This window comes from Lysobacter antibioticus HS124 (assembly GCF_000336385.2).
In the GTDB taxonomy this organism is placed as follows: Bacteria; Pseudomonadota; Gammaproteobacteria; order Xanthomonadales; family Xanthomonadaceae; genus Lysobacter; species Lysobacter firmicutimachus.
The window spans coordinates 52,486-75,575 of sequence record NZ_HG424516.1 but is presented as its reverse complement, the minus strand read 5'-3'; the positions used below and the strand labels follow the sequence as shown (position 1 = coordinate 75,575).

The 23,090-nt window shown below is 70.1% G+C and carries 26 protein-coding genes and 1 pseudogene; 20 read left to right on the top strand and 7 right to left on the bottom strand.

Features of this window, described 5'->3' with window-relative positions; all coding sequences use genetic code 11:
* Window positions 1–5: 5 nt before the first annotated feature.
* Window positions 6–1,259 carry a winged helix-turn-helix domain-containing protein gene (locus TX83_RS14210; protein WP_064748623.1) on the top strand — a complete coding sequence of 418 codons (1,254 nt, stop codon included), beginning with the start codon at window positions 6–8 and terminating at the stop codon, window positions 1,257–1,259.
* Window positions 1,260–1,283: 24 nt separating this feature from the next.
* On the opposite strand, the gene TX83_RS14205 is transcribed toward TX83_RS14210, so the two are convergent.
* Window positions 1,284–1,637, bottom strand: coding sequence for a hypothetical protein (locus TX83_RS14205; protein WP_141233511.1), 354 nt, complete (start codon window positions 1,635–1,637; stop codon window positions 1,284–1,286).
* A gap of 216 nt (window positions 1,638–1,853) precedes the next feature.
* Window positions 1,854–3,755 carry a DNA topoisomerase IV subunit B gene (gene parE / locus TX83_RS14200; protein ID WP_064748621.1) on the bottom strand — a complete coding sequence of 634 codons (1,902 nt, stop codon included), beginning with the start codon at window positions 3,753–3,755 and terminating at the stop codon, window positions 1,854–1,856.
* 346 nt (window positions 3,756–4,101) lie between these two features.
* Between parE and TX83_RS14195 the strand changes: the two genes are divergently transcribed.
* From TX83_RS14195 to TX83_RS14140, 12 genes and pseudogenes are all read left to right on the top strand, one after another.
* The gene (locus TX83_RS14195) at window positions 4,102–4,512 is read left to right on the top strand and encodes a globin (protein WP_064748620.1); all 411 of its coding nucleotides are present in this window, start codon (window positions 4,102–4,104) and stop codon (window positions 4,510–4,512) included.
* A 234-nt stretch (window positions 4,513–4,746) separates the two neighbouring features.
* Entirely contained in the window at window positions 4,747–4,974 is a 228-nt protein-coding gene (locus TX83_RS23370; protein WP_064748619.1) for a hypothetical protein, read from the top strand.
* A 217-nt stretch (window positions 4,975–5,191) separates the two neighbouring features.
* Window positions 5,192–5,578: a DUF488 domain-containing protein gene (locus tag TX83_RS14185; RefSeq protein ID WP_064748618.1), complete on the top strand. Its 387-nt coding sequence runs from the start codon at window positions 5,192–5,194 to the stop codon at window positions 5,576–5,578.
* A gap of 172 nt (window positions 5,579–5,750) precedes the next feature.
* Window positions 5,751–7,409: a CTP synthase gene (locus TX83_RS14180; protein WP_064748617.1), complete on the top strand. Its 1,659-nt coding sequence runs from the start codon at window positions 5,751–5,753 to the stop codon at window positions 7,407–7,409.
* A 101-nt stretch (window positions 7,410–7,510) separates the two neighbouring features.
* Window positions 7,511–8,344 (top strand): 3-deoxy-8-phosphooctulonate synthase, encoded by an 834-nt coding sequence (gene kdsA / locus TX83_RS14175; RefSeq protein ID WP_064748616.1) that lies wholly within the window; start codon window positions 7,511–7,513, stop codon window positions 8,342–8,344.
* Window positions 8,344–8,622 carry a helix-hairpin-helix domain-containing protein gene (locus TX83_RS14170; RefSeq protein ID WP_261370138.1) on the top strand — a complete coding sequence of 93 codons (279 nt, stop codon included), beginning with the start codon at window positions 8,344–8,346 and terminating at the stop codon, window positions 8,620–8,622. The genes kdsA and TX83_RS14170 overlap by 1 nt, the downstream gene beginning before the upstream one ends.
* Window positions 8,619–9,905, top strand: a complete 1,287-nt coding sequence (gene eno, locus TX83_RS14165) for a phosphopyruvate hydratase (RefSeq protein ID WP_064748615.1) — start codon at window positions 8,619–8,621, stop codon at window positions 9,903–9,905. Before TX83_RS14170 ends, eno begins: the two co-directional genes overlap by 4 nt.
* A gap of 20 nt (window positions 9,906–9,925) precedes the next feature.
* Window positions 9,926–10,285, top strand: a pseudogene (gene ftsB, locus TX83_RS14160) (cell division protein FtsB); the annotation flags it as partial.
* 142 nt (window positions 10,286–10,427) lie between these two features.
* Complete coding sequence (gene ispD / locus TX83_RS14155; RefSeq protein ID WP_064748614.1) at window positions 10,428–11,105, top strand: 2-C-methyl-D-erythritol 4-phosphate cytidylyltransferase; 678 nt, start codon at window positions 10,428–10,430, stop codon at window positions 11,103–11,105.
* Between the two features lie 115 nt (window positions 11,106–11,220).
* The gene (ispF, locus tag TX83_RS14150) at window positions 11,221–11,700 is read left to right on the top strand and encodes a 2-C-methyl-D-erythritol 2,4-cyclodiphosphate synthase (RefSeq protein ID WP_064748613.1); all 480 of its coding nucleotides are present in this window, start codon (window positions 11,221–11,223) and stop codon (window positions 11,698–11,700) included.
* Complete coding sequence (gene truD, locus TX83_RS14145) at window positions 11,697–12,794, top strand: tRNA pseudouridine(13) synthase TruD (protein WP_064748612.1); 1,098 nt, start codon at window positions 11,697–11,699, stop codon at window positions 12,792–12,794. The genes ispF and truD overlap by 4 nt, the downstream gene beginning before the upstream one ends.
* A gap of 173 nt (window positions 12,795–12,967) precedes the next feature.
* Complete coding sequence (locus tag TX83_RS14140; protein ID WP_064748611.1) at window positions 12,968–13,201, top strand: hypothetical protein; 234 nt, start codon at window positions 12,968–12,970, stop codon at window positions 13,199–13,201.
* A 47-nt stretch (window positions 13,202–13,248) separates the two neighbouring features.
* On the opposite strand, the gene TX83_RS14135 is transcribed toward TX83_RS14140, so the two are convergent.
* Together TX83_RS14135 and TX83_RS24095 are read right to left on the bottom strand one after the other, a co-directional pair.
* Window positions 13,249–13,827 carry a Smr/MutS family protein gene (locus TX83_RS14135; RefSeq protein ID WP_079248232.1) on the bottom strand — a complete coding sequence of 193 codons (579 nt, stop codon included), beginning with the start codon at window positions 13,825–13,827 and terminating at the stop codon, window positions 13,249–13,251.
* Between the two features lie 256 nt (window positions 13,828–14,083).
* Window positions 14,084–14,851, bottom strand: a complete 768-nt coding sequence (locus TX83_RS24095; protein ID WP_064748610.1) for a helix-turn-helix transcriptional regulator — start codon at window positions 14,849–14,851, stop codon at window positions 14,084–14,086.
* Between the two features lie 105 nt (window positions 14,852–14,956).
* Here TX83_RS24095 and surE point away from each other — a divergent pair, with 105 nt between their 5' ends.
* The 4 genes from surE (at window position 14,957) to TX83_RS14110 (ending at window position 17,948) form a co-directional block, all read left to right on the top strand.
* On the top strand, window positions 14,957–15,754 hold the full coding sequence (gene surE, locus TX83_RS14125) for a 5'/3'-nucleotidase SurE (protein WP_064748609.1): 798 nt from the start codon (window positions 14,957–14,959) through the stop codon (window positions 15,752–15,754).
* Window positions 15,751–16,431, top strand: coding sequence for a protein-L-isoaspartate(D-aspartate) O-methyltransferase (locus TX83_RS14120; protein ID WP_064748608.1), 681 nt, complete (start codon window positions 15,751–15,753; stop codon window positions 16,429–16,431). The genes surE and TX83_RS14120 overlap by 4 nt, the downstream gene beginning before the upstream one ends.
* Before the next feature lie 25 nt (window positions 16,432–16,456).
* Window positions 16,457–17,068, top strand: coding sequence for a YqaA family protein (locus TX83_RS14115; RefSeq protein WP_064748635.1), 612 nt, complete (start codon window positions 16,457–16,459; stop codon window positions 17,066–17,068).
* Window positions 17,069–17,150: 82 nt separating this feature from the next.
* Entirely contained in the window at window positions 17,151–17,948 is a 798-nt protein-coding gene (locus TX83_RS14110) for a peptidoglycan DD-metalloendopeptidase family protein (RefSeq protein ID WP_064748607.1), read from the top strand.
* Between the two features lie 223 nt (window positions 17,949–18,171).
* Here the strand turns inward: TX83_RS14110 and TX83_RS14105 are convergent, their stop codons facing one another.
* From TX83_RS14105 to yhbY, 3 genes are all read right to left on the bottom strand, one after another.
* Window positions 18,172–18,753, bottom strand: coding sequence for a D-Ala-D-Ala carboxypeptidase family metallohydrolase (locus tag TX83_RS14105; protein ID WP_064748606.1), 582 nt, complete (start codon window positions 18,751–18,753; stop codon window positions 18,172–18,174).
* Window positions 18,754–18,883: 130 nt separating this feature from the next.
* A complete protein-coding gene (locus TX83_RS14100) occupies window positions 18,884–19,258 on the bottom strand; it encodes an Mth938-like domain-containing protein (RefSeq protein ID WP_064748605.1) in 375 nt (124 codons plus the stop codon).
* Between the two features lie 113 nt (window positions 19,259–19,371).
* Window positions 19,372–19,677 (bottom strand): ribosome assembly RNA-binding protein YhbY, encoded by a 306-nt coding sequence (yhbY, locus tag TX83_RS14095; protein ID WP_064748604.1) that lies wholly within the window; start codon window positions 19,675–19,677, stop codon window positions 19,372–19,374.
* A 78-nt stretch (window positions 19,678–19,755) separates the two neighbouring features.
* Here yhbY and rlmE point away from each other — a divergent pair, with 78 nt between their 5' ends.
* The 3 genes from rlmE to TX83_RS23935 form a co-directional block, all read left to right on the top strand.
* Window positions 19,756–20,403, top strand: a complete 648-nt coding sequence (gene rlmE / locus TX83_RS14090; RefSeq protein WP_064748603.1) for a 23S rRNA (uridine(2552)-2'-O)-methyltransferase RlmE — start codon at window positions 19,756–19,758, stop codon at window positions 20,401–20,403.
* Window positions 20,404–20,516: 113 nt separating this feature from the next.
* The gene (gene ftsH / locus TX83_RS14085; RefSeq protein ID WP_064748602.1) at window positions 20,517–22,418 is read left to right on the top strand and encodes an ATP-dependent zinc metalloprotease FtsH; all 1,902 of its coding nucleotides are present in this window, start codon (window positions 20,517–20,519) and stop codon (window positions 22,416–22,418) included.
* A 262-nt stretch (window positions 22,419–22,680) separates the two neighbouring features.
* The coding region (locus tag TX83_RS23935; protein ID WP_261370137.1) for a dihydropteroate synthase at window positions 22,681–23,090 on the top strand (410 nt) is incomplete at its 3' end.

Sequence of the window (23,090 nt, the reverse complement as noted above, 5' to 3'; positions counted from 1 at the left end):
ACGCCATGGATCTGACCCCGACGGCGCCGCTGCGCCCGGCGCAGGCGCGCGCGCTGCACCTGGCCGCACAGGGGCTGCTGGCGCGGCCGCGCCGGCGCGCGCGCAAGGCCGACCTGGTGGCGGCGATCGAGCGCATGCAGCTGCTGCAGATCGACACCATCCACGTGGTCGCGCGCAGCCCCTATCTGGTGCTGTTCTCGCGCCTGGGCGACTACCCGCGGCAGTGGCTGGAAGAACTGCTGGCCGAGCGCGCGATCTTCGAGGTTTGGGCGCACGAGGCCTGCTTCGCCTCGATGCGCGACTACATCCTGCACCGCAACGCGCTGCCGCAGCGCGAGCATCACTGGGCGATCCGCAACGCGCGCAGCCACCGCGACAGGAACGGCGCGCACATCGACCGCCTGCTGCAGCACATCCGCGAGCGGGGCCCGGTCAAGTCCTCCGACTTCGAGCGCGAGGACGCCGGCGGCGGCTGGTGGGGCTGGAAAGACGAGAAACGCTGGCTCGAAGCCGGCTTCGCCCTGGGCGAGCTGATGGTCGCGCGGCGCGAGAACTTCCATCGCGTCTACGACCTGGCCGAGCGCGTGGCCGGCGTGGCGGTGGCGGACTGGGACACGGCGCGGATCGAGCCGGAAATCGTGCGCCGCGACACCGTGCTGCGCTCGGTGCAGGCGCTGGGCATCGCCCAGGCGCGCTGGATCGCCGATTACTTCCGCATCAAGCCGCGCCTGCGCGACGCCGATCTCGAGCCGCTGGTCGCCGAAGGCGCGCTGCTGCGGGTCCAGGTGCAGGGCTGGAGCGCGCCGGGCTACGTGCACCCCGCGCACGCGCCGGCGCTGGCGCAGGCCGCGGCCGGGCGCCTGCGCCCGACCCGCGCCACCGTGCTGTCGCCGTTCGACCCGGTGGTTTGGGACCGCGAACGCGCCAGCGAGCTGTTCGGCTTCGACTACACCCTGGAGTGCTACGTCCCCGAGCCCAAGCGGCGCTACGGCTATTTCGTCCTGCCGATCCTGGCCGGCGGCCGCCTGGTCGGGCGCCTGGACGCCAAGGCGCATCGCGCCGCCGGCGAGTTCGAGGTCAAGGCCTTGTACCTGGAGGGCGGCGTCGAACCGTCCGAGCGCCTGGCCGAAGACGTCGCCGCAGCGATCGACGAATGCGCGCGCTGGCACGGCACACCGAAGGTCAGGCTCGGCCGCTGCCGGCCGGCCGCGTTCGCGCCTTCGCTCAGGCGCGCGCTCAGCGCCGCAGCGGCGGAGTGAAGGATACGGCGCGCTGCGGCCGGCTCAGCCGAACTTGGAGATCAGCACGATCGCGCCGATCAACCCCGCCAGGGCGACCAGGTTCAATCCCAGCGCCGGCACCGCGGTGTCGTGCGGTTCGTGGCGGAACAGCGCGGCGATCGCCGACAGGCTGCCGAACAGCCAGCAGGCGGCGGTGCACAGAATCGCCTGGCCGGTGCAGCGCAGGTCCCAACTGCCGCATTGATCGTCGCTGGTGAAAGCGAACACCAGCATCCACGACAGCAGCGGGCCGAGCAGCAGCGCGCACCAGGCCAGAATCCCGAACAAACGGGTCTGCGCCGCAGGCGGCATGTGCATGTTGAGGCGGAAGGGGAGGTGCAGGCGTTCAACCGCCATGGCCGCGTCCTCCGCGACGGGGACCGCGCGCGGCGCGGCGGGCGATGCGGCAGCGTCCGTTCATATCGATCTCCGGGCCGGTATCGACGCGCCCAGCATGCCTTATCCCGGCGCACGGCGGCGTGAGCGCCGGACCGCAGAGGTGTTGCAAAAACGAAGCGCCGCCCGGAGGCGGCGCTTGCGTCGTCGCGGCGGAGCGCAGTCCGCAGGCGGAACTCAGACCTCCAGCGTGGCCAGGTCGCCCTTGGTCTCCAGCCACTGCTTGCGGTCGCCGGCGCGCTTCTTGGCCAGCAGCATGTCCATCAGCGAATGGGTCTGGGCGTTGTCGTCGACGGTCAGCTGGACCAGGCGGCGGGTGTCGGGATGGATGGTCGACTCGCGCAGCTGCGCGGCGTTCATCTCGCCCAGGCCCTTGAAGCGGGTGACGTTGACCGCGCCGCGGATCTTCTCGCGCTCGATCTTCTCCAGCAGGATGCGCTTTTCCTCTTCGTCCAGCGCATAGAACACCTGCTTGCCCACGTCGACGCGGAACAGCGGCGGCATCGCCACGAAGATGTGGCCGGCCGCGACCAGGGCCGGGAAGTGGCGCAGGAACAGGGCGCTGAGCAGGGTGGCGATGTGCAGCCCGTCGGAGTCGGCGTCGGCCAGGATCACGACCTTGCCGTAGCGCAGGCCGGCGATGTCTTCCTTGCCGGGGTCGCAGCCGATCGCCACCGCCAGGTCGTGCACTTCCTGCGAGCCGAGCACGCTGCCGGAGGCGACTTCCCAGGTGTTGAGGATCTTGCCGCGCAACGGCAGGATCGCCTGGAAGTCCTTGTCGCGGGCCTGGCGCGCGCTGCCGCCGGCCGAGTCGCCTTCGACCAGGAACAGCTCGGTGCGCGAGAGATCCTGCGAGGTGCAGTCGGCGAGCTTGCCGGGCAGGGCCGGGCCCTGGGTGACCTTCTTGCGGACGATCTGCTTTTCGGTCTTCAGGCGCGCGGCGGCGCGCTCGATCGCCAGCTGGGCGATCTTCTCGCCCAGTTCGGTGTGCTGGTTCAGCCACAGCGAGAAGGCATCGTGGGCGGCGCCCTCGACGAAGCCGGCGGCCTGGCGAGAGGACAGGCGTTCCTTGGTCTGGCCGCTGAACTGCGGGTCGGTCATCTTGATGCTGAGCACGAAGGCGACCCGGTCCCAGACGTCCTCCGGCGCCAGCTTGACCCCGCGCGGCAGCAGGTTGCGGAAGTCGCAGAACTCGCGCAGCGCGTCGGTGAAGCCGGTGCGCAGGCCGTTGACGTGGGTGCCGTGCTGAGCGGTCGGGATCAGGTTGACGTAGCTTTCCTGGACCAGTTCGCCGTCCGGCACCCAGGCCACCGCCCAGTCGACGACTTCGGTGTCCTTTTTCAGTTGGCCGACGAACAGATCCGGCGGCAGCAGCTCGCGCTGGGCCTGGCCTTCGCGCAGTTCGCCCGACAGGTAGTCGCGCAGGCCGTCCTCGTAGTACCACTCCAGGCGTTCGCCGCTGGCTTCGTCGAACAGCTTGACGTTCAGGCCCGGGCACAGCACCGCCTTGGCGCGCAGCACGTGCTTGATCGCGCGCAGGGCGAACTTGGGCGTGTCGAAATACTTCGCATCCGGCCAGAAGCGCACCCGCGTGCCGGTGTTCTTCTTGCCGACCGTGCCGACCACCTCCAGCGGCGTGGCGCGGTCGCCGTCGCGGAAGGTCATGCGGTATTCGCTGCCCTCGCGCTTGATGTGCACTTCCACCAGCTTGGACAGGGCATTGACCACGCTGACGCCGACGCCGTGCAGGCCGCCGGAGAAGGTGTAGTTCTTGTTGCTGAACTTACCGCCGGCGTGCAGGCGGGTCAGGATCAGTTCCACGCCGGGGACTTTCTCCTCCGGATGGATGTCGACCGGCATGCCGCGGCCGTCGTCGGCCACTTCGCAGCTGCCGTCGGCGTACAGGGTCACCTCGATGCTGCGGGCGTGGCCGGCCAGCGCTTCGTCGACGGCGTTGTCGATGACTTCCTGCGCCAGGTGGTTGGGGCGCGCGGTGTCGGTGTACATGCCGGGCCGGCGCTTGACCGGGTCCAGGCCGGAAAGGACTTCGATGTCTGCGGCGTTGTAACGACTGCTCATGAAACCTGCATCGGTAGTAAGGAGTGGCGTCCGCGCCGGCGCCGCAGGAGCGGCGCGCCGGCGGAGCGGGCCGGGCGGCGGCCATCTTGCCATCGGCGGGTGACGGCCGCGCATCGGGCGGGCCCGGCGCGGGGCGCAGCGAGCATGGCGACCGGGGCCTGCCGGGTCAAGCCGCGCCGGCCGCGGGCGATATTCACGCCTGTCGCCGTCTCGCCGGTTGAGACCTGGGCCACGGCTGGGCGCACGGACCGGCGCCTTCGCGCCGCGGATTGATCTGGCGCAAGCCGGGCCCGCGCCGGCGCTGCCATCCTGCGCGCCGTTTCTTTCCGCGCCACAGGAGGGCAGGGTGTCCACCCAGGACCAGTATTTCGATCTGCAGCAGAGCTACGGCCGCTGCCTCATCCGCAAGGGTTTCATCGAACGCTTCTACGAGATCTTCATGGCCAGCCACCCCGACGTGGCGCCGATGTTCGAACGCACCGATTTCCAGAAGCAGCGCCTGGCCCTGCGCCGCGGCATCAGCGTGGCGATCTTCCATGCGGCCGGCAGCGCCGTGGTCAAGCGCACCTGCGAGCAAATGGCCGATGTGCATTCGCGCCAGGGCCGCACGCCGGTGCCGCCCGCGCTGTACCCGTACTGGATCGACAGCCTGCTGCTGGCGATCGGCGAGTACGACGAGCGCGCCGACGACGCCCTGCTGGCGCGCTGGCGCACGGCGATGCATTCGGTCACGGCGATGTTCAGTTCGCGCTATTGAGATCGTCGCCGGCGCCCGCCGCGGTCGGCCGGTGGCTTGAACCGGGCCGGCGGCACCCCCATGCTGACTTCGGGTCCCCCTGCCGGGCACGGCCGTTCAGGCGCGAGCGAGGCAGGCGGGACTAGGGTTCGCCCGACGCCGCAGGATGCGGCGCGACGACCGTCCGGCCCGGGAGCCGGGGCGCCCCGGGCGCCGCTCCCAACCGGCCGTTCCCCATCCGTACGGAGTCACCCCATGAAGATCCGCAAGCTGCTGCTCCCCACCGCCATCGCTGCCGCGCTGTTCGCTCTGGTCGCGCCGACCGCGTTCGCGCAGCAGGATCCGCAGGCCGACAAGAAGGCCGAAGAGGCCAAGAAGGCCGAGGACGCGAAGAAGGCGGAAGCCAAGAAGAAGGCCGAGGCCGAGAAGCGTCAGAAGTCCGGCGACCGCGGCGTCGAGCCGGAAGAAGAGGGCGACCGCTGATCGCAGCGGCCGCCGGCGCCCGCCGGCCCGTTCGAACCCCTGCGACGCCCCGGCCCTGCCGGGGCGTTTTCTTTGCGGCCGGTCGGTTGACCGGCGCGGCCCGGATCCGGCCCCCGCGCCGCGTTGGCCGGCGCAGCTGCCCTGGGCTATGTTTCCGGGGACGCGTGCGCCGCCGCGCCCGCGAACGCCGGAACCTCGCCCGGCCAGGAGAGCCCCGATGGCACTGCGCATCGTCAGACTCGGCAGCCCGCGCCTGCCCGGCGAGGGCCTGCGCATCGGCACCGTGCGGCGGCCGCCGCGCGGGGTGCCCAAAAGCGAGTTCGCGTCCCGGGACTGGTACGACGTCTGGTTCCCGAACCTGGCGCCGAGCCTGGAGACGATGAAACAGGCCCAGGCCGCGGCCACGCCGGCGCAGTGGAACGCCTTCGTGCGCAAGTACAAGGCCGAGATGGCCGCACCGGAGGCGGCGCACGCGCTGGCACTGCTGGCGGCGCTGTCGCAGGCCAGCGAGGTCTCGGTCGGTTGCTATTGCGAGGACGAATCGCACTGCCATCGCTCGATCCTGCGCGAACTGCTGGCCGCGCGCGGCGCCCGCTTCGCCTGAGCCCGCGCCCCCCGGGGCCGGCCCGGGCGATCCGCGCCTGACCGCAAATGCCCCGCCCGACAAGGACTTGCGGCGGGACTTGCGGGGTCTGGAACGGTCCGTGCGCACTGTCAAGCCGTGCGGCTTCACCCGACTGTCGGTAAACTACGGCTTTCCAGCGGCTGCAAAATCCATGACTCCCCTGATCTTCGTCACCGGCGGCGTGGTGTCCTCGCTTGGCAAGGGCATCGCGGCGGCCTCGTTGGCGGCCATCCTCGAAGCGCGCGGGCTGCGCGTGACGATGATGAAGCTCGACCCCTACATCAACGTCGACCCGGGCACGATGAGCCCGTTCCAGCACGGCGAAGTCTACGTCACCGACGACGGCGCCGAGACCGACCTGGACCTGGGGCACTACGAGCGCTACCTGCGCACCCGGCTCAGCCGCAAGAATTCGATCACCACCGGCCGGATCTACGAGAACGTGATCCGCAAGGAGCGCCGCGGCGACTACCTCGGCGGCACCGTGCAGGTGATCCCGCACATCACCGACGAGATCAAGCGCTGCATCGTCGAGGCCACCGAAGGCTACGACGTCGCCCTGGTCGAGATCGGCGGCACCGTCGGCGACATCGAGTCGCTGCCGTTCCTGGAGGCGATCCGCCAGCTGCGCACCGAGCGCGGCCCGGAGCACGCGTTGTTCATGCACCTGACCCTGGTGCCGTTCATCGCCGCCGCCGGCGAACTCAAGACCAAGCCGACCCAGCACTCGGTCAAGGAACTGCGCTCGATCGGCATCCAGCCCGACGTGCTGCTGTGCCGCAGCGAGCAGCCGCTGCCCGACAGCGAGCGGCGCAAGATCGCGCTGTTCACCAACGTGCCGGAGAAGGCGGTCATCTCCGCCGTCGACCTGGACAACATCTACAAGCTGCCGCAGTGGTTCCACGAGCAGGGCCTGGACGCGATCGTCCTCGACCGCCTGCGCATCCAGGCCGGCCCGGCCGACCTGAGCGAGTGGAACGAAGTCGTCGACGCCAGCACCCATCCGGTCGACGAGGTCACCATCGCGGTGGTCGGCAAGTACATCGACCATCAGGACGCCTACAAGTCGCTGGCCGAGGCGCTCAAGCACGGCGGTCTGCGCCAGCGCACCAAGGTCAACCTGAAGTGGTTGGAATCCAGCGAGATCGAGCGCGACGGCGTCGGCTCGCTGCAGGGCGTGGACGGCATCCTGGTGCCCGGCGGCTTCGGCGACCGCGGCTTCGAAGGCAAGGTCGCCACCGCCCAGTACGCGCGCGAACACCAGGTGCCGTACTTCGGCATCTGCTACGGCATGCAGGCGGCGGTGGTGGATTACGCGCGCCACGTGGTCGGCCTGGACAACGCCAACAGCACCGAGAACGACAAGAACAGCCCGCACCCGGTGATCGGCCTGATCACCGAATGGCGCACCGCCAGCGGCGAGATCGAACGCCGCAGCGAAGCCAGCGACCTCGGCGGCACCATGCGCCTGGGCCTGCAGGACCAGCGGATCAAGCCCGGCACCCTGGCGCGCGAGCTGTACGGCAAGGACGTGGTCGGCGAGCGTCACCGCCACCGCTACGAGTTCAACAACCGCTACCGCACCCAGCTGGAGGACGCCGGCCTGGTCATTTCGGCCAAGTCGATGGACGACCTGCTGGTGGAGATGGTCGAGCTGCCGCGCAGCGCGCACCCGTGGTTCCTGGCCTGCCAGGCGCACCCGGAGTTCCTCTCCACTCCGCGCGACGGCCACCCGCTGTTCGTCGGCTTCGTCCGCGCCGCGCGCGAAGCCAAGGCCGGCGGCAAGCTGCTGCGCGAGGTCAAGCAGTAAGTCCGCCGTGAACGACGGCCGGCGCGACGCATGCGCCGGCCTTGCCGGCGCCGGCTTCGGCCGCCATCTGATCGACCCACGAACGCAACCGGAACTCAAGCATGAAACTCTGCGGTTTTGACGTAGGCCTGGACCAGCCGTTCTTCCTGATCGCCGGTCCCTGCGTGATCGAATCGATGCAGTTGCAGCTCGACGTCGCCGGCCAGCTCAAGGAGATCACCTCCGCGCTGGGCATTCCGTTCATCTTCAAGTCCAGCTTCGACAAGGCCAACCGCACCTCGGCCACCAGCTTCCGCGGCCCCGGCCTGGAAGAGGGCTTGAAGGTGCTGGCCGAGGTCAAGCGCCAGATCGGCGTGCCGGTGCTGACCGACGTGCACGAGTACACGCCGATGGCCGAGGTCGCCTCGGTGGTCGACGTACTGCAGACCCCGGCCTTCCTGTGCCGGCAGACCGATTTCATCCAGAACGTGGCCCGCGCCGGCAAGCCGGTGAACATCAAGAAGGGCCAGTTCCTGTCGCCGTGGGAAATGAAGCACGTCACCGCCAAGGCCCAGGCCACCGGCAACCAGCAGATCATGGCCTGCGAACGCGGCGCCAGCTTCGGCTACAACAACCTGGTCAGCGACATGCGCTCGCTGGCGGTGATGCGCGACACCGGCTGCCCGGTAGTGTTCGACGCGACCCATTCGGTGCAGTTGCCCGGCGGCATGGACGGCAAGTCCGGCGGCCAGCGCGAATTCGTCCCGGTGCTGGCGCGCGCGGCGATCGCGGTCGGCGTCTCCGGCGTGTTCATGGAAACCCATCCGCGCCCGGCGGAAGCCTTGTCCGACGGCCCCAATGCGGTGCCGCTGCCGAAGATGCGCGGCCTGCTGGAGACCCTGGTCGAGCTGGACCGGATCACCAAGAAGAACGGGTTCCTGGAGCAGGATTTCTGATGCCCGACCCGGCGCCGATGGCCTTTTCCGAGTTCGAACGCCAGCGTCTGCTCGCCCTCAAAGGCGTCGGCGAAACCGTGATCGCGCGCCTGGAACAGTCGGGCTACGGCTCGCTGAACGACCTCTCCGGGGCCGACCCGGCGCGCATCTGCGCCGAAGTCGCCGGTATGCTGCGCGCCAGTTGCTGGGGCAACAGCCCTCAGGCGCGCGCCGCGATCTCGGCTATCGTTGGCCTGGCCAACACCACTTCTCACCCCTCCCTGACCCCTTCGACATGACCACGATCACCCAGATCCACGCCCGCGAAATCCTCGACAGCCGCGGCAACCCGACCCTGGAAGCCGAAGTCACCCTCGCCGACGGCAGTTTCGGCCGCGCGATGGTCCCGTCCGGCGCCTCGACCGGCAGCAAGGAGGCGATCGAGCTGCGCGACGGCGACAAGACCCGTTACCTGGGCAAGGGCGTGCGCAGGGCGGTGGAGAACGTCAACACCGTCATCGCCCAGGCCCTGAAGGGCATGGACGCGGGCGATCAGGCCGCGCTGGACAAGCGCATGATCGACCTCGACGGCACCGAGAACAAGGCCCGCCTCGGCGCCAACGCGCTGCTCGGCGTGTCGATGGCCAATGCGCATGCGCTGGCCGCTTCGAAGAAGCTGCCGCTGTGGAAGTCGCTGGCCGGCGACCGCGCGCCGGTGCTGCCGGTGCCGATGATGAACATCATCAACGGCGGCGCCCACGCCGACAACAACGTCGACCTGCAGGAGTTCATGATCCTGCCGGTGGGCGTGAGCAATTTCGCCGAGGCGCTACGCGCCGGCGCCGAGGTGTTCCATGCGCTGAAGTCGGTGCTCAAGGGCCGCGGCCTCAGCACCGCGGTCGGCGACGAGGGCGGTTTCGCCCCCGACCTGCGCAGCAACGAGGAAGCGCTGGAAACCATCCTCGAGGCGATCGGCAAGGCCGGCTACAAGGCCGGCGAGGACATCCTGCTCGGCCTCGACGTCGCCTCCACCGAATTCTTCGACAACGGCAAGTACCACCTGGTGGGCGAGGGCAAGCGCCTGACCAGCGAGCAGTTCGTCGATTTCCTGGCCAACTGGGCCGCGCAGTACCCGATCGTGACCATCGAAGACGGCATGGCCGAGGACGATTGGGCGGGCTGGAAGCTGCTGACCGAGAAGATCGGCAACAAGGTGCAGTTGGTCGGCGACGATCTGTTCGTGACCAACCCGAAGATCTTCAAGGAAGGCATCGACCAGCGCGTGGCCAACGCCATCCTGATCAAGGTCAACCAGATCGGCACCCTGACCGAGACCCTGGAAGCGATCGCGATGGCCGACGCCGCCAAGTACGCGGCCGTGGTCTCGCACCGTTCCGGCGAAACCGAGGACACCACCATCGCCGACATCTCGGTCGCCACCACCGCGACCCAGATCAAGACCGGCTCGTTGTGCCGCAGCGACCGCGTCGCCAAGTACAACCAGCTGCTGCGCATCGAAGAGCAGCTCGGCGCGGCCGCCCGCTACGCCGGCCGCGACGCGTTCGTGTCGCTGCGCCGCTGATCGCGACGGGAGGCGGAGGCATGCGCTGGGTGCGGGTCTCGGTGGTGGCGCTGCTGGCGCTGCTCGCCCTCCTGCAGTACCGGCTGTGGTGGGCCGGCGACGGGCGCGGCGGCAGCGTCGCCGCGCTGCAGGCCCAGGTCGATGGCCAGACCCGCGAAAACCAGGGCCTGCAGCAGCGCAACGACGCCCTCGCCGCCGAAGTCGAGGACCTCAAGTCCGGCGAGGCGGCGGTCGAGGAGCGTGCGCGCAGCGAGCTGGGCATGATCAAGCCCGGCGAAACCTTCTACCGCGTGGTCGAGGCCAAGCCGCAGGCGCCGGGGCCGAACGCGGCCGCGGCCGTCAGCGCGATGCAGAGCGGGGCGGCAGCCGATTCGGCCGACGCCGCCGAGCCTAGCCTGGAAGAGCAGGTCGACGAACCGCCGACCGAGTTGCCGCCGGCGGCGCCGGAACCGCAACCGCCCGCGCCGGCGCGGTGAGGCCGGTGGCGGCATTCATCCGTACCGATTCTTGGCGAGCGAGCGCATGATCTGGGCCGTTCTTCCCGCCGCGGGGCGCGGTCAGCGTTTCGGCGGCCCGATCCCGAAGCAATACCTGCACGCCGCCGGCAAGCCGTTGATCGAGCATGCCCTGGCTGCCCTGCTCGCGCATCCGCGCGTGAGCGGAGCGATGGTCGCGCTGTCGGCCGACGATGCGCTGTGGCCGGGCTGGAGCGAATTGCTCGGCAAGCCGGTGCTGCGCTGCATCGGCGGCGGCGAGCGCGCCGACTCGGTACTGGCCGGCTTGCGCGCCTTGCCCGGGCACGCCGGCGACGACACCCTGGTGCTGGTCCACGACGCGGCGCGACCGAACCTGCGCCGCGCCGACCTCGACGCGCTGATCGCAGCGGCCGAGGCCGACCCCGCCGGCGCCATCCTCGGCGCGCCGCTGCGCGATACCCTCAAGCGCGCCGGCGACGGCCGCATCCTCGCCACCGAACCGCGCGACGGCCTGTGGCGCGCGTTCACCCCGCAGGCCTTCCGCCGCGGCGCGCTGACCGCGGCCCTGGCCGAAGCGGCCGCCGCCGGCGTCGTGGTCACCGACGAGGCCTCGGCGATGGAGCGCATCGGCCTGCGTCCGCGCCTGGTCGAGGGACGCGAGGACAATCTCAAGGTGACCACGCCGGCGGATCTGGCTTTGGCCGAGTACCTGCTGGGCGCCTAGCGATCGGCCGATCGCTGTCGCAGGTTGGCGGAAGCGGCCCGCGCGCAGTCGCTCCCGCTTTCGCCGACGCCCGACTCCTATACGCTAGCTTCCGTCTTTTTCTCCGGACTCATTCATGAACATCCGCATCGGCCAAGGCTACGACGTGCACGCCTTCGGCGCCGGCGACCACGTCATGCTCGGCGGCGTGCGCGTGCCGCACGATCGCGGCGTGCTCGCCCATTCCGACGGCGACGTGGTCCTGCACGCGCTGTGCGACGCCATGCTCGGCGCGCTCGCGCTGGGCGACATCGGTCGGCATTTTCCGCCCAGCGACGAGCGCTGGCGCGGCGCCGACAGCCGCCAGTTCCTGCGCCACTGCAATGCGCTGATCGGCGAGCGCGGCTATCGGGTCGGCAACGCCGACGTCACCGTGGTCTGCGAACGGCCCAAGGTCGGTCCGCACGCGCAGGCGATGCGCGAGGCCATCGCCGCCGACCTGGGCATCGCGGTCGACGCGGTCAGCGTCAAGGCCACCACCACCGAGCAGTTGGGCTTCACCGGCCGCCGCGAGGGCATCGCGGCGATGGCGGTGTGCCTGTTGGTCGTGGCATGAGCGAGCACGACACCCAGGACGCGCCGGGGGCGGATCGCCCGGCTCAGGAACCGTTGTTGCCGCGCGCCCACGGCGCGGCGGTGCTGCGTGCGCGCCTGCGCGCGCGACCGGAGGATTTCCGGGTCGAGGAGCTGCCCGGCTTCGCCGCCAGCGGCAGCGGCGAGCACTTGTTGCTGACCATCGAGAAGCGCGGCATGAACACCGCCTTCGCCGCCAAGCGCCTCGCGGCCTGGGCCGGCGTCGGCGAGGTCGCGATCGGCTACGCCGGGCTCAAGGACCGCCACGCCGTGACCGTGCAGCGATTCAGCGTGCACCTGCCCAAGCGGGTCGCGCCGGAGCTGGACGCGCTGCAAAGCGACGAACTGCGCGTGCTCGACAGCCAATGGCACGCCAAGAAGCTGCCGCGCGGCGCGCTGGCCGGCAACCGTTTCGTGCTGACCCTGCGCGAGCCGGCCGGCGAGCGCGAGGCGATCGAGGCCCGGCTGCGCCGGATCGCCGAACAGGGCGTGCCGAACTATTTCGGCGAACAGCGCTTCGGCCGCGACGGCGACAACGTCGCCAATGCGCTGGCGATGTTCGGCGGGCGCCGGGTGCGGCGCGAACAGCGCAGCCTGCTGCTGTCGGCGGCGCGTTCGGAACTGTTCAATCGCGTGCTGGCCGCGCGGGTGTCGGACCGCAGCTGGAGCGGCCTGCGCGACGGCACGCCGCTGGACGGCGAGGTCTGGGCGCTGGCCGGCAGCCGCAGCGTGTTCGGGCCGGAACCGTGGAGCGACGATCTCGCACGACGGCTGGCCGCGTTCGACATCCACCCCAGCGGCCCCCTGTGGGGGCGCGGCCCCCTGCGCAGCCGCGACGAAGTGGCCGCGCTGGAGTCGGGCGCGCTCGACGACGCGCAGGCGCTGGCCTTGCGCGCGGGGCTGGAAGCGGCCGGTCTGGAACAGGAGCGGCGCGCGCTGCGCCTGCGGCCGGACGCGCTGAGCTGGCGCTGGCGCGAAGACGGTGCGCTGGAAGTGAGCTTCGCGCTGCCCGCGGGCGCCTACGCCACGGTGGTCCTGGCCGAACTCGGCGAACTGCATTCCGGCGCCGCGGGCTGAGCGCGGCGCACCGTTGCGACCCTGCGGCCGACCGCTCGTCGGTTTGCAGCCGATGGCACTGGAACCCCGGTCCGGCCGGCGTATAAGCCGGAATTGACAGCCGGCACGGGCCGGTTGCCGTCCGGCCGCCGGGCGTACCGGGACCGGACTCCACCGCGTCAGGGAGCCTGGTCATGAACGCTACCGTGCGTGTCGCCGTCCTGTCGTTGTCGATCCTGGGCCTGGCCGCCTGCGCCGGCACCCAGACCAAGAGCAGCTATGTCGAGCCGGCCAGCGCGCCGCGCGCCGAATCGTCGATGTCGCGCGACGAGCGCTATATCGCCACCATCGAGCGCATCGCCCGCAACCGCGGCATCGATGTGGTCTGGGTCAATCCGCCGCAGCGCGAGTCCGTCCAGGACGAATGAATGCGCGGGACGGAGCCGTCTAGCGCGCTCGACTCCCTTCGTCCCTTTCAACGCCGGCGCGGCGCCAGCAGCACCAGCACCGCGCCGGTGCCGCCTTGCGCGGGCGGCGCCGAATGGAACGCCAGTATGTCCGCGCGCTGGCGCAGCATGCGGTCGACCAGGTTCTTCAGCACCGGCACGCCGCGGCTGTCGACGTAATCGCCGCCGCTGCCGCTGCGGCCCTTGCCGTGGATCAGGCGCACGCAGCCCAGGCCGTGTTCGCGCGCGTCGTGCAGGAACGCGCGCAGCAGTTGCTCGGCCTCGCGCACGTCGCTGCCGTGCAGGTCCAGTTCCTCCTGGGCCGAGATCTCGCCGCGGCGCAGCCGCGCGAACACCCGCGGCGGCAGTTCGTCGCGGCGGTAGCTGAGCGCGTCGCCGGCTTCCAGCAGGCTGTCTTCCAGGGCGTGACGGAATTCCTCGCGCGCCTGCGCCTCGTCGCGCTCGGCCATGCGCGCGCGCGGCCGCGGCTTCGGCCCGGCCGGCGGCGGCGCGGCGTCGGGCAGGCGCCGGACATCGCCGATCGCGGCCCGGAACAGGGCGGCATCGTCGGAATCGTCGTCGGCGGGGCGGTCGGGAGGCGGCATCATGGCCACAGGATAAAAGCCCCGGCCCGTCCTTGGGACCTGCGGCCCGTCGGTATCGGGCCGGCACCGGGGAAAACCTGCGCGCGGTGCGCGCCGGCCAGCCCCCTGGCGCTCTTCAGCGCCGCTGCGTCTGCGACACCGCATGGGCACAGTTCAACACGCGTCGCACCGCCGCCGTCGCCGCGCCTGTCAGAACAGACAGGTCGCCAAAAGGCAGGCAAGGGTCGAGCGCCGCTCGACACCCGGTGTGCCTGCGGTTTCACAACGTGATCAGCCCCAGCGCGACCGCGCGCGCGCAGGCCGCGCGGCGGCCCTTGACGCCGAGCTTGCGCGAGGCCTGCTGCAGGTGGAAGTTCACTGTGCGCTCGCTGATCCGCAGGATCATCGAGATCTCCCACGAGGTCTTGCCGACCGCCGACCAGCGCAGCACCTCGCGCTCGCGTTCGCTCAGGGTCGGCAACGGCTGGCGCTGACGCAGCAGGCGGTCCAGCGCGGCCTGCATGCAATTGACGAAATACACCGCCGAGGCCACGGTCGGCAGCATCTCGCGCGGGTCGAACAGCGCGGTGTGGGTGAAGGTCATGAACGACCAGCGCATGCCCGGCGACCAGCTCGGTACGGTGATGCCGCCGCGCAGGCCGTGCTCGCCGGCCATCTGCAGGGTGCGGCGGGTGCGCTGCATCAGGTACACGCGCGGCCGCAGCTCGTAACTGGTCTCGCCGCGCGCGTTCCACGACGCCGCCGGCAGCCCTTCGCGCGACTGGATGATGCGCGGATCGGCGCGTTCGGCCTGCGGCGCGGCCAGCGCGGGGTAGGTCTTGGACCAGTCGCTGGCGAAATCCTCGAAGTAGAAGAAATCGTTGCCGGGGACCGCGGCGAGGCCGGGCAGGAGCGAGGGCTCCTGCAGTTTCATCGCATAGCCATGATGCTGAAACCCGAGCGCCTTGGTATAGGCGCTCGTCGCCGACTTCACGTCGTCCAGCGATCGGGCGCGGAACACGCGCTCGATATGTTCCCAGTACTGCATGCCTTGCCCTGCATTCAGACCGTACGGCGGTCATCTTACCGCCCAATGGCCGGCCGGGCCCCGTGCCGGATCGGGTATGATTCGGCCTTTCACCGCGGAATCCCCATGCGCGTATTGGTCAGCAACGACGACGGCGTCGACGCCCCGGGCATTCGCGTCCTGGCCCAGGGATTGCGCGATGCCGGTCACGAAGTGCTGGTGGTCGCCCCCGACCGCGACCGCTCCGGCGCCAGCAACTCGCTGACCCTGGACATGCCGGTGCGCGTGAACAAAGTCGACGAGGCGACCTGGCGCGTCTACGGCACGCCCACCGACTGCGTGCACGTGGCGATCACCGGCATGCTCGAGGCCGAGCCGGACATCGTCGTCTCCGGGATCAACAACACCGCCAACCTCGGCGACGACGTGATCTATTCCGGTACCGTCGCCGCGGCGATGGAAGGCCGCTTCCTCGGCCTGCCGGCGGTGGCGATGTCGCTGGTCACCGTCGACCACGTCGGCCGGCATTACGAAACCGCCGCCCGCGCCGCGGTCGAGATCATCGCCCGCCTGCGCACCGATCCGCTGCCCGCCGACACCATCCTCAACGTGAACGTGCCGGATCTGCCCTGGAGCGAGATCGCCGGCTTCGAGGTCACCCGGCTCGGCAACCGCCATCGCGCCGAGGCCTGCATTCCGCAGCAGGACCCGCGCGGCCGCCAGTGGTGGTGGATCGGCGCCGCCGGTCCCGAGGCCGATGCCGGCCCGGGCACCGATTTTCATGCCGTGCGTACCGGCAACATCTCGATCACCCCGATTCATGTCGACCTGACCCGCTACCAGGCCCTGGAACAGGTCGCCAGCTGGGTCGGCGGCCTGGCCGCCGCGCTCGAGCCGGGCGCGGCCGCGGAGCCGGCGGCATGATCCAGCGCATGCGCCTGCAGCCCGAGGCGATCGGCAGCGGCCTGACCTCGCAGCGCGTGCGCGACCGCCTGGTCGAGCGCCTGCGCGAGGCCGGCATCCGCGACGAGCGCGTGCTCAACGCGATCCGCACCGTGCCGCGCCACCTGTTCGTCGACGAAGCCCTGGCGATGCGCGCCTACGAGGACACCGCGCTGCCGATCGGCCACGGCCAGACCATTTCCCAGCCCTGGGTGGTGGCGAAGATGACCGAGGCCCTGCTGGCCGAACGGGTGCCGGCCAAGGTGCTGGAGATCGGCACCGGCTCCGGCTATCAGGCCGCGATTCTGGCCGCACTGGGGCTGGAAGTGCATACCGTCGAGCGCATCGGCGAGCTGTTGCGCACCGCGCGCAAGCGCTTCCGCCAGCTCGGCCTGAACGTGCGCAGCAAGCACGACGACGGCCGCATCGGCTGGCCCGAAAACGGCCCCTTCGACGCGATCATCGTCACCGCCGCCGCACCGGCCCTGGTCGACGCGCTGACCGAACAACTCGCCCCCGGCGGCACCCTGATCGCGCCGGTCGGCGCGGCGTCGTCGCAATCGCTGTTGCAGTTGCGCAAGGACGCCGACGGCAACCTCAGCCAAACCTCGCTCGCGCCGGTGGTGTTCGTGCCGCTGCTGTCGGGCATGATCGACTGACCCCCGCAGCCGACCCCACATGGCATTGAAGATCTTCGGACCGCTCTACGAGCGCACCATCGCCTGGGCCCGCCATCGCCACGCGCCGGCCTACCTGACCGGCCTGAGCTTCGTCGAGGCGATCATTTTCCCGGTCATGCCCGAGGTCATGCTGGCGCCGATGTCGGTGGCCCAGCCCAGGCGGGCATTCTGGTTCGCGACCCTGAGCCTGATCGGCTCGATGGCCGGCGCCCTGGTCGGTTATTTCCTCGGCCACTACGCTTTCGAGGCGCTCAAGCCGATGTTCGCCGCGCTGGGCATGCTGCCGGCGATCGAGTCGGGCATCGCTACCGTCCAGGCCAAGATGGCCGAGTCGCCGTGGGCGGTGTTCTTCTTCCTGGTGCTCGGCGGCTTCATGCCGATTCCGATGAAGGTGTTCACCTGGGCGTCGGGCATCGTCGGCGTGCCTATGCTGCAATACGTGCTGAGCATGCTGATCGGCCGCGGCAAGCGCGTGTACCTGCTGGCGCTGGCGATCCGGATCGGCGGCGAGCGCGCCGAGGCGGCGCTGCGGCGCTATATCGAGCCGATCGGCTGGATCGCCACCGTGTTGGTGGCCGCGGCAGTGGCCTGGCTGATCTGGCGTTCACAACACTAAGCCGCGCCGGACGCGACACTGTCGCCGGCGGCCGCAATCAGGAACGAGTGCGCGCGAACCCAGGCGCAGCAAGAGGAAGAGCATGAGCGAGACGACCCGAACCCCGACCCTGGCGATGGCCGCCTGCGTACTGGCCTCGCTCGTCCTGATCGGTTGTTCGAGCACGGTCGTCCGCGAACCCTCGCGCGGCGGTTCCAGCCGCCCCGGCGCGCGCCCGCCGGCCTCGCGCCCGGCGCCGCGCCCGTCGACGCCGAAGTACGGCGCTACCGTCACCGTGCAGCGCGGCGAAGGCCTGTACCGCATCGCCACCAACCACGGCATCGCGATGAGCGATCTGGCCGCCTGGAACGGCCTGTCGGCGCCGTACAACCTCTATCCGGGCCAGCGCCTGCGCCTGTATCCGCCCGGCGGCCGCGCGCCGTCCGGCGGTTCGGGTTCCTCCTCCGCTTCGACCGGCACGCCGCCGCGCACGGCACCGGCACCGGTGCCTGCGGCGCCGGTCAACAGCGGCATCCGCTGGCGCTGGCCGGCCGACGGCCCGCTGCTGGGTCGCTACGTCGCCAACGAACCGACCAAGCAGGGCATCGACATCGGCGGCGCCAGCGGCGCGCCGGTGCGCGCGGCGGCCGACGGCGTGGTGGTGTACTCCGGCACCGGCCTGGTCGGCTACGGCGAACTGGTCATCGTCAAGCACAACGAACAATGGCTGTCGGCCTACGGCCACAACCGCAAACGCCTGGTCAACGAAGGCCAGGTGGTCAAGTCCGGCGAGCAGATCGCCGAGATGGGCCGCAGCGGCGCCGCGCGCGACATGCTGCACTTCGAGGTCCGCTACAACGCCAAGCCGGTCGATCCGCTGCTGTACCTGCCGGCGAAGTGAGCAAGGACGTAAGGATCAAGCGCGCATGATCCCGGCATCCCTTTCGCCGCGCGGCCTGGTCAGACGGCAGGAACATCGCGCCCGTGTCGCCCGACCGTTCATGGCCGCGGCGGAGGCGGGTCGAACGCGCGGGTCCAGGGGCACGCGGTCGTCGCTAGCGGCGGGGGACGGATCCATCGTGCGCCTCCATGCGCGGCCGCCGGCCGCGGCCGAGTGCGGTCGGTCATAGCGTCCGCGGCACGGCGGGGCCACCCCGGGCCGACCCTCGGCACAGCGAGGTCTTGCGGCTGAAGTCCTCGCCCCAGGTGCGGAAACCGGCGGTGTCGACGTGGATATGGCGGCGGTCGTAGAAGCCCAGGCCGAAACCGGTGGCCGCGCCGCGGCGGCGCCAGAATGCGCACAGCGCCTGTACCGGTACGTCGGCGGCGAGGTCGAAATCGTAGGCGCCGCCATGGCGATGGCGGCTCAGCCGGGCGCCGCCTTCGCAGTGGTTGAAGGCCTCGTCGCGATAGGCCGATTCCACTGTCGCCCCGTTCAACCAGCCTTGCGCGCGCAGCTCGCGGATCAGGCGCAGGCTCGGCACCGTGGCCGCCCACAACTGTTTAGGCGGTACGACGAATTCGGCCGCCCCGCAGCGGCGCCAATGCCGGCCGCTGCGCGGCGACTGGCGCAGCGGCAGCACGTCGTCGACCCGCTGCGCGCGCAGATAGCGGCGGTAGGCCTCGGCCTGCTCGGCATGGCCTCGGGACAGCCAGGCCTGATAGCGCTGTTCGGGCGTGTCGCTGCGGTCGCGTTGCAGCAGCAAGGGCAGGGCGGCGACGGCCAGAGCCGCCAGCAGTGCGCTGGTCCGGAGGCCCCTGTGGCCGTTGGACGCGCCCCAGGAACGGGAGGGATTAAGCGGGCTTAATCCCCGGCGTCCCTGGGGCATTCCGGGCTCACTGGCCGAGGACGAAGCCGGCGACCACCCGCCGGCCTTCGCCGGCGAGCACGTTGAAGGTCCGCGCGGCGGCGGCGTTGGTCATGCTTTCCACGCCGATCCCGCGGCCCAGGCAGGCGGCCAGGGTGGCCGGCGGCGGGAATGCCTGGCTGGCGCCGCAGCCGAGCACGATCAGCTCCGGCTGCAGCTCGAGCAGGGGGGCGAGGTCGTCGATGCTCAGCGTGCGCACGTCGCCGACTGCCCAATCCTCGATCAGCCGGTTCGGCGCCAGCACGAAGCTGCGCTCGATCCGGCGGTCGTTGACCAGCGCGACCCGGCCGTCGGCCCCGCGCAGGAAGAACTCGTGGTCGGGGGTTTCGAGTGACAGGAGCATGGGGGCGGGGATTCGGGAGTTGGGATTCGGTCAAAGCAGGGGCGCGGGTGAGGCGACAGGTGAGGCTGGGCCGCGTGGCGAATCCCGAATCCCCACTCCCCAATCCCGGCCGTTCAGGCCCGCGGCAGCACGATCTGGCGCTTGTCCTTGCTCGGGCGGTAGAGCACGGCGGTGTGGCCGATGCGCTGGACCAGAGCCGAGCCGGTGCGGTCGGCGATCTCAGCGATGAGTGAGTCGCGGGCCTCGCGGTCTTCGGCGCCGACCTTGACCTTGATCAGCTCGTGATGTTCCAGCGCCAGGTCGATTTCGGCGATCAGCGCGTCCGTCACCCCCTTGCCGCCGACCTGGAGCATGGCCTTGAGATCGTGGGCCTGTCCGCGCAGGAAACGGGTCTGGGCGGAGGTCAGCAGGGTCGGCATCGGGTCACACGAACGGAGTAGAAAGGTCGCTCAGGGTATCATGGCGCCCCCAAACCCCACCGGGACGGCCGCCCGCCCATGGCGACCCGCAGCAAATCCAGCCATCGCTGGCTCAAAGAGCACTTCTCCGACCCCTTCGTGAAGAAGGCCAAGGCCGAGGGCCTGCGCTCGCGCGCGGCCTACAAGCTGGAGGAACTGGTCGAGCGCGACCGCCTGCTGCGGCCGGGCATGGTGGTGGTCGACCTCGGCGCCGCCCCGGGCGGCTGGTCGCAGTGGGTCCGGCAGGAGTTGGACCGGCTGAATCCGAAGCAGCCGGGCCGGATCATCGCCCTGGACATCCTCGACATGCCCGGTCTGGCCGGGGTCGAGTTCCTTCATGGCGATTTCAGGGAGGATGCGGTGTTATCGCAGTTGGAAGCCACCCTGGGCGGGCAGGCAGTGGACCTTGTGCTGTCCGACATGGCCCCCAATATGAGCGGTGTGGATGCGGTGGCCCTGCCGCGGGCGATGCACCTTTCGGAGCTGGCGATGGATTTCGCCGACCGGCACCTGAAAGTCGACGGCACGTTCCTGATCAAGCTGTTCCAGGGCGTCGGCTTCGACGAATACGTGCGCGAACTGCGCCGACGCTACGCCAAGGTCTCGATCCGCAAGCCGGCGGCCTCGCGCAAGCGGTCGCCGGAGGTGTACGCATTGGCGCAGGGCAAGCGCGCAACCGCCGCATGACGGCAGGTGCCGGCCGCGCGCCGGTGTGACAATCTGGGCAATCTGGCGGTACCCGCCGGCGCACGAGGCGTCGGAGGACACGAGGCCCTGCGGGGCCGCAGGGTAGGAATTAAATGAACGATTTGGCCAAGAATCTGCTGCTTTGGGTGATCGTCGCCGTCGTGCTGATGGTGGTGTTCCAGGCGTTCGGCCCGCGGACCCCGGGCACCGACGTGCTGGCCTACGACCAGTTCATCAGCCAGGTCCAGTCGGACAAGATCAAGGAAGTGAAGATCTCCGACGACGGCACCACGATCACCGGCACGCGCAAGGACGACACCAAGTTCACCACCTACAGCACGCGCGACCCCTACCTGATCAACGACCTGATCAACCATAAGGTCGTCACCGAGCAGACGCCGCCGTCGAGCAGCCCCTCGCTGATCATGATCCTGGTCAACGTGCTGCCGTGGCTGCTGTTCATCGGCATCTGGGTGTACTTCATGCGCCAGATGCAGCAGGGCGGCAGCAAGGGCGCGATGAGCTTCGGCCGTTCGCGCGCCAAGCTGCAGGGCGAGGACCAGGTCAAGGTGACCCTGGCCGACGTCGCCGGCTGCGACGAGGCCAAGGAAGAAGTGGGCGAGCTGGTCGAGTTCCTGCGCGACCCGTCCAAGTTCCAGAAGCTCGGCGGCAAGATCCCGCGCGGCGTGCTGATGGTCGGCCCGCCGGGCACCGGCAAGACCCTGCTCGCCCGCGCCATCGCCGGCGAAGCCAAGGTGCCGTTCTTCTCGATCTCCGGTTCCGACTTCGTCGAAATGTTCGTCGGCGTCGGCGCCAGCCGCGTGCGCGACATGTTCGAGCAGGCCAAGAAGCACGCGCCCTGCATCATCTTCATCGACGAAATCGACGCGGTCGGCCGCCATCGCGGCGCCGGCCTGGGCGGCGGCCACGACGAGCGCGAGCAGACCCTGAACCAACTGCTGGTCGAGATGGACGGCTTCGAGGGCGGCGAAGGCGTGATCGTGATCGCCGCGACCAACCGTCCCGACGTGCTCGACCCGGCGCTGCTGCGCCCGGGCCGCTTCGACCGCCAGGTGGTGGTCGGCCTGCCGGACGTGAAGGGCCGCGAGCAGATCCTGCGCGTGCACATGCGCAAGCTGCCGCTGCACGACGACGTCGAGCCCATGACCATCGCCCGCGGCACCCCGGGCTTCTCCGGCGCCGACCTGGCCAACCTGTGCAACGAGGCGGCTCTGTTCGCCGCGCGCGAGAACGCCAAGGACGTGCGCATGGAGCACTTCGACAAGGCGCGAGACAAGATCCTGATGGGCGCCGAGCGGCGCTCGATGGCGATGAGCGAGGACGAGAAGAAGCTGACCGCCTACCACGAGGCCGGCCACGCCATCGTCGGTCGCATCGTTCCCGAGCACGACCCGGTCTACAAGGTCACTATCATCCCGCGCGGCCGCGCCCTGGGCGTGACCATGTACCTGCCGGAAGGCGACAAGTACTCGATGAACCGGGTCGCGATCGAATCGCAGCTGTGCTCGCTGTACGGCGGACGCGTCGCCGAAGAGCTGATCTTCGGCGTCGACAAGGTCACCACCGGCGCGTCCAACGACATCGAGCGCGCGACCAAGATGGCCCGCAACATGGTCACCAAGTGGGGCCTGAGCGACGAGATGGGCCCGATCGCCTACGGAGAAGAAGAGGACGAAGTCTTCCTCGGCCGTTCGGTCACCCAGCACAAGAACGTGTCCAACGAGACCGCGCGCCGGATCGACGAAGTCGTGCGCGGCATCCTCGACAAGGCTTACGGCCGCACCTCGCAGATCCTCAAGGACAACCTCGACAAGCTGCACGTGATGGCCGAAGCGCTGCTGCAGTACGAAACCATCGACGCGACCCAGATCGACGACATCATGGCCGGCCGCGAACCGGGCCCGCCGGCCGACTGGGCCAAGGCCGGCAAGCTGCCGCCGCCGAAGGACGACAACCGTCCGGGCGCGATCGGCGGGCCGGCGGCGCAGACCTGATCGGCCGGGATGGGGGATTCGGGATTGGGGATTCGTCAGTAGCCAAACCCCAAAACAAAACCTTGAAGCAGACGGCGTCCGGGCAACCGGACGCCGTTTGTTTTTGGACGGGGTTGGGGTTTTTGGGGAGCATGGGCGGAAGCAGGCAGGCGTGGTTCTGGAGTGCAGGTGAAAGCTGGGGAGGGCTTGCGTAAGCTCCGAAGGGACGAACACTCTCGCCCAATCCCCAATCCCCAATCCCCAATCCCCAATCCCCAATCCCATGTTCGACCTCTCCCCGATCCTCGACTGCAACGGCCGCCCGCTCAAGCTCGATCGCCCGCGGGTGATGGGCATCGTCAACGTCACGCCGGATTCGTTCTCCGACGGCGGGGCGCACGATTCGGTCGAGGCGGCGGTGGCGCATGCGCTGCGCCTGGCGGAGGAGGGGGCCGACCTCCTCGATGTCGGCGGCGAGTCGACCCGGCCGGGCGCCGGCGAGGTGTCGGTCGAGGAGGAATTGCGGCGCACGATCCCGGTAATCGAGCGGCTGGCGCGCGAAACCCCGCTGCCGATCAGCATCGACACCTCTAAGCCGGAGGTGATGCGCGCCGCGGTCGCCGCCGGCGCCGGCCTGATCAACGACGTCTACGCGTTGCGTCGCGAGAGCGCGCTCGACGCCGCCGCCGGACT

Excerpts from the sequence above, each read along its gene's own strand:
- TX83_RS14210 (WP_064748623.1), top strand. The coding sequence starts at position 6 with ATGGATCTGACCCCGACGGCGCCGCTGCGCCCGGCGCAGGCGCGCGCG.
- TX83_RS14205 (WP_141233511.1), bottom strand. The coding sequence starts at position 1,637 with ATGGCGGTTGAACGCCTGCACCTCCCCTTCCGCCTCAACATGCACATG.
- parE (WP_064748621.1), bottom strand. The coding sequence starts at position 3,755 with ATGAGCAGTCGTTACAACGCCGCAGACATCGAAGTCCTTTCCGGCCTG.
- TX83_RS23370 (WP_064748619.1), top strand. The coding sequence starts at position 4,747 with ATGAAGATCCGCAAGCTGCTGCTCCCCACCGCCATCGCTGCCGCGCTG.
- TX83_RS14185 (WP_064748618.1), top strand. The coding sequence starts at position 5,192 with ATGGCACTGCGCATCGTCAGACTCGGCAGCCCGCGCCTGCCCGGCGAG.
- TX83_RS14180 (WP_064748617.1), top strand. The coding sequence starts at position 5,751 with ATGACTCCCCTGATCTTCGTCACCGGCGGCGTGGTGTCCTCGCTTGGC.
- kdsA (WP_064748616.1), top strand. The coding sequence starts at position 7,511 with ATGAAACTCTGCGGTTTTGACGTAGGCCTGGACCAGCCGTTCTTCCTG.
- TX83_RS14170 (WP_261370138.1), top strand. The coding sequence starts at position 8,344 with ATGCCCGACCCGGCGCCGATGGCCTTTTCCGAGTTCGAACGCCAGCGT.
- eno (WP_064748615.1), top strand. The coding sequence starts at position 8,619 with ATGACCACGATCACCCAGATCCACGCCCGCGAAATCCTCGACAGCCGC.
- ispD (WP_064748614.1), top strand. The coding sequence starts at position 10,428 with ATGATCTGGGCCGTTCTTCCCGCCGCGGGGCGCGGTCAGCGTTTCGGC.
- ispF (WP_064748613.1), top strand. The coding sequence starts at position 11,221 with ATGAACATCCGCATCGGCCAAGGCTACGACGTGCACGCCTTCGGCGCC.
- truD (WP_064748612.1), top strand. The coding sequence starts at position 11,697 with ATGAGCGAGCACGACACCCAGGACGCGCCGGGGGCGGATCGCCCGGCT.
- TX83_RS14140 (WP_064748611.1), top strand. The coding sequence starts at position 12,968 with ATGAACGCTACCGTGCGTGTCGCCGTCCTGTCGTTGTCGATCCTGGGC.
- TX83_RS14135 (WP_079248232.1), bottom strand. The coding sequence starts at position 13,827 with ATGATGCCGCCTCCCGACCGCCCCGCCGACGACGATTCCGACGATGCC.
- TX83_RS24095 (WP_064748610.1), bottom strand. The coding sequence starts at position 14,851 with ATGCAGTACTGGGAACATATCGAGCGCGTGTTCCGCGCCCGATCGCTG.
- surE (WP_064748609.1), top strand. The coding sequence starts at position 14,957 with ATGCGCGTATTGGTCAGCAACGACGACGGCGTCGACGCCCCGGGCATT.
- TX83_RS14120 (WP_064748608.1), top strand. The coding sequence starts at position 15,751 with ATGATCCAGCGCATGCGCCTGCAGCCCGAGGCGATCGGCAGCGGCCTG.
- TX83_RS14110 (WP_064748607.1), top strand. The coding sequence starts at position 17,151 with ATGAGCGAGACGACCCGAACCCCGACCCTGGCGATGGCCGCCTGCGTA.
- TX83_RS14100 (WP_064748605.1), bottom strand. The coding sequence starts at position 19,258 with ATGCTCCTGTCACTCGAAACCCCCGACCACGAGTTCTTCCTGCGCGGG.
- yhbY (WP_064748604.1), bottom strand. The coding sequence starts at position 19,677 with ATGCCGACCCTGCTGACCTCCGCCCAGACCCGTTTCCTGCGCGGACAG.
- rlmE (WP_064748603.1), top strand. The coding sequence starts at position 19,756 with ATGGCGACCCGCAGCAAATCCAGCCATCGCTGGCTCAAAGAGCACTTC.
- ftsH (WP_064748602.1), top strand. The coding sequence starts at position 20,517 with ATGAACGATTTGGCCAAGAATCTGCTGCTTTGGGTGATCGTCGCCGTC.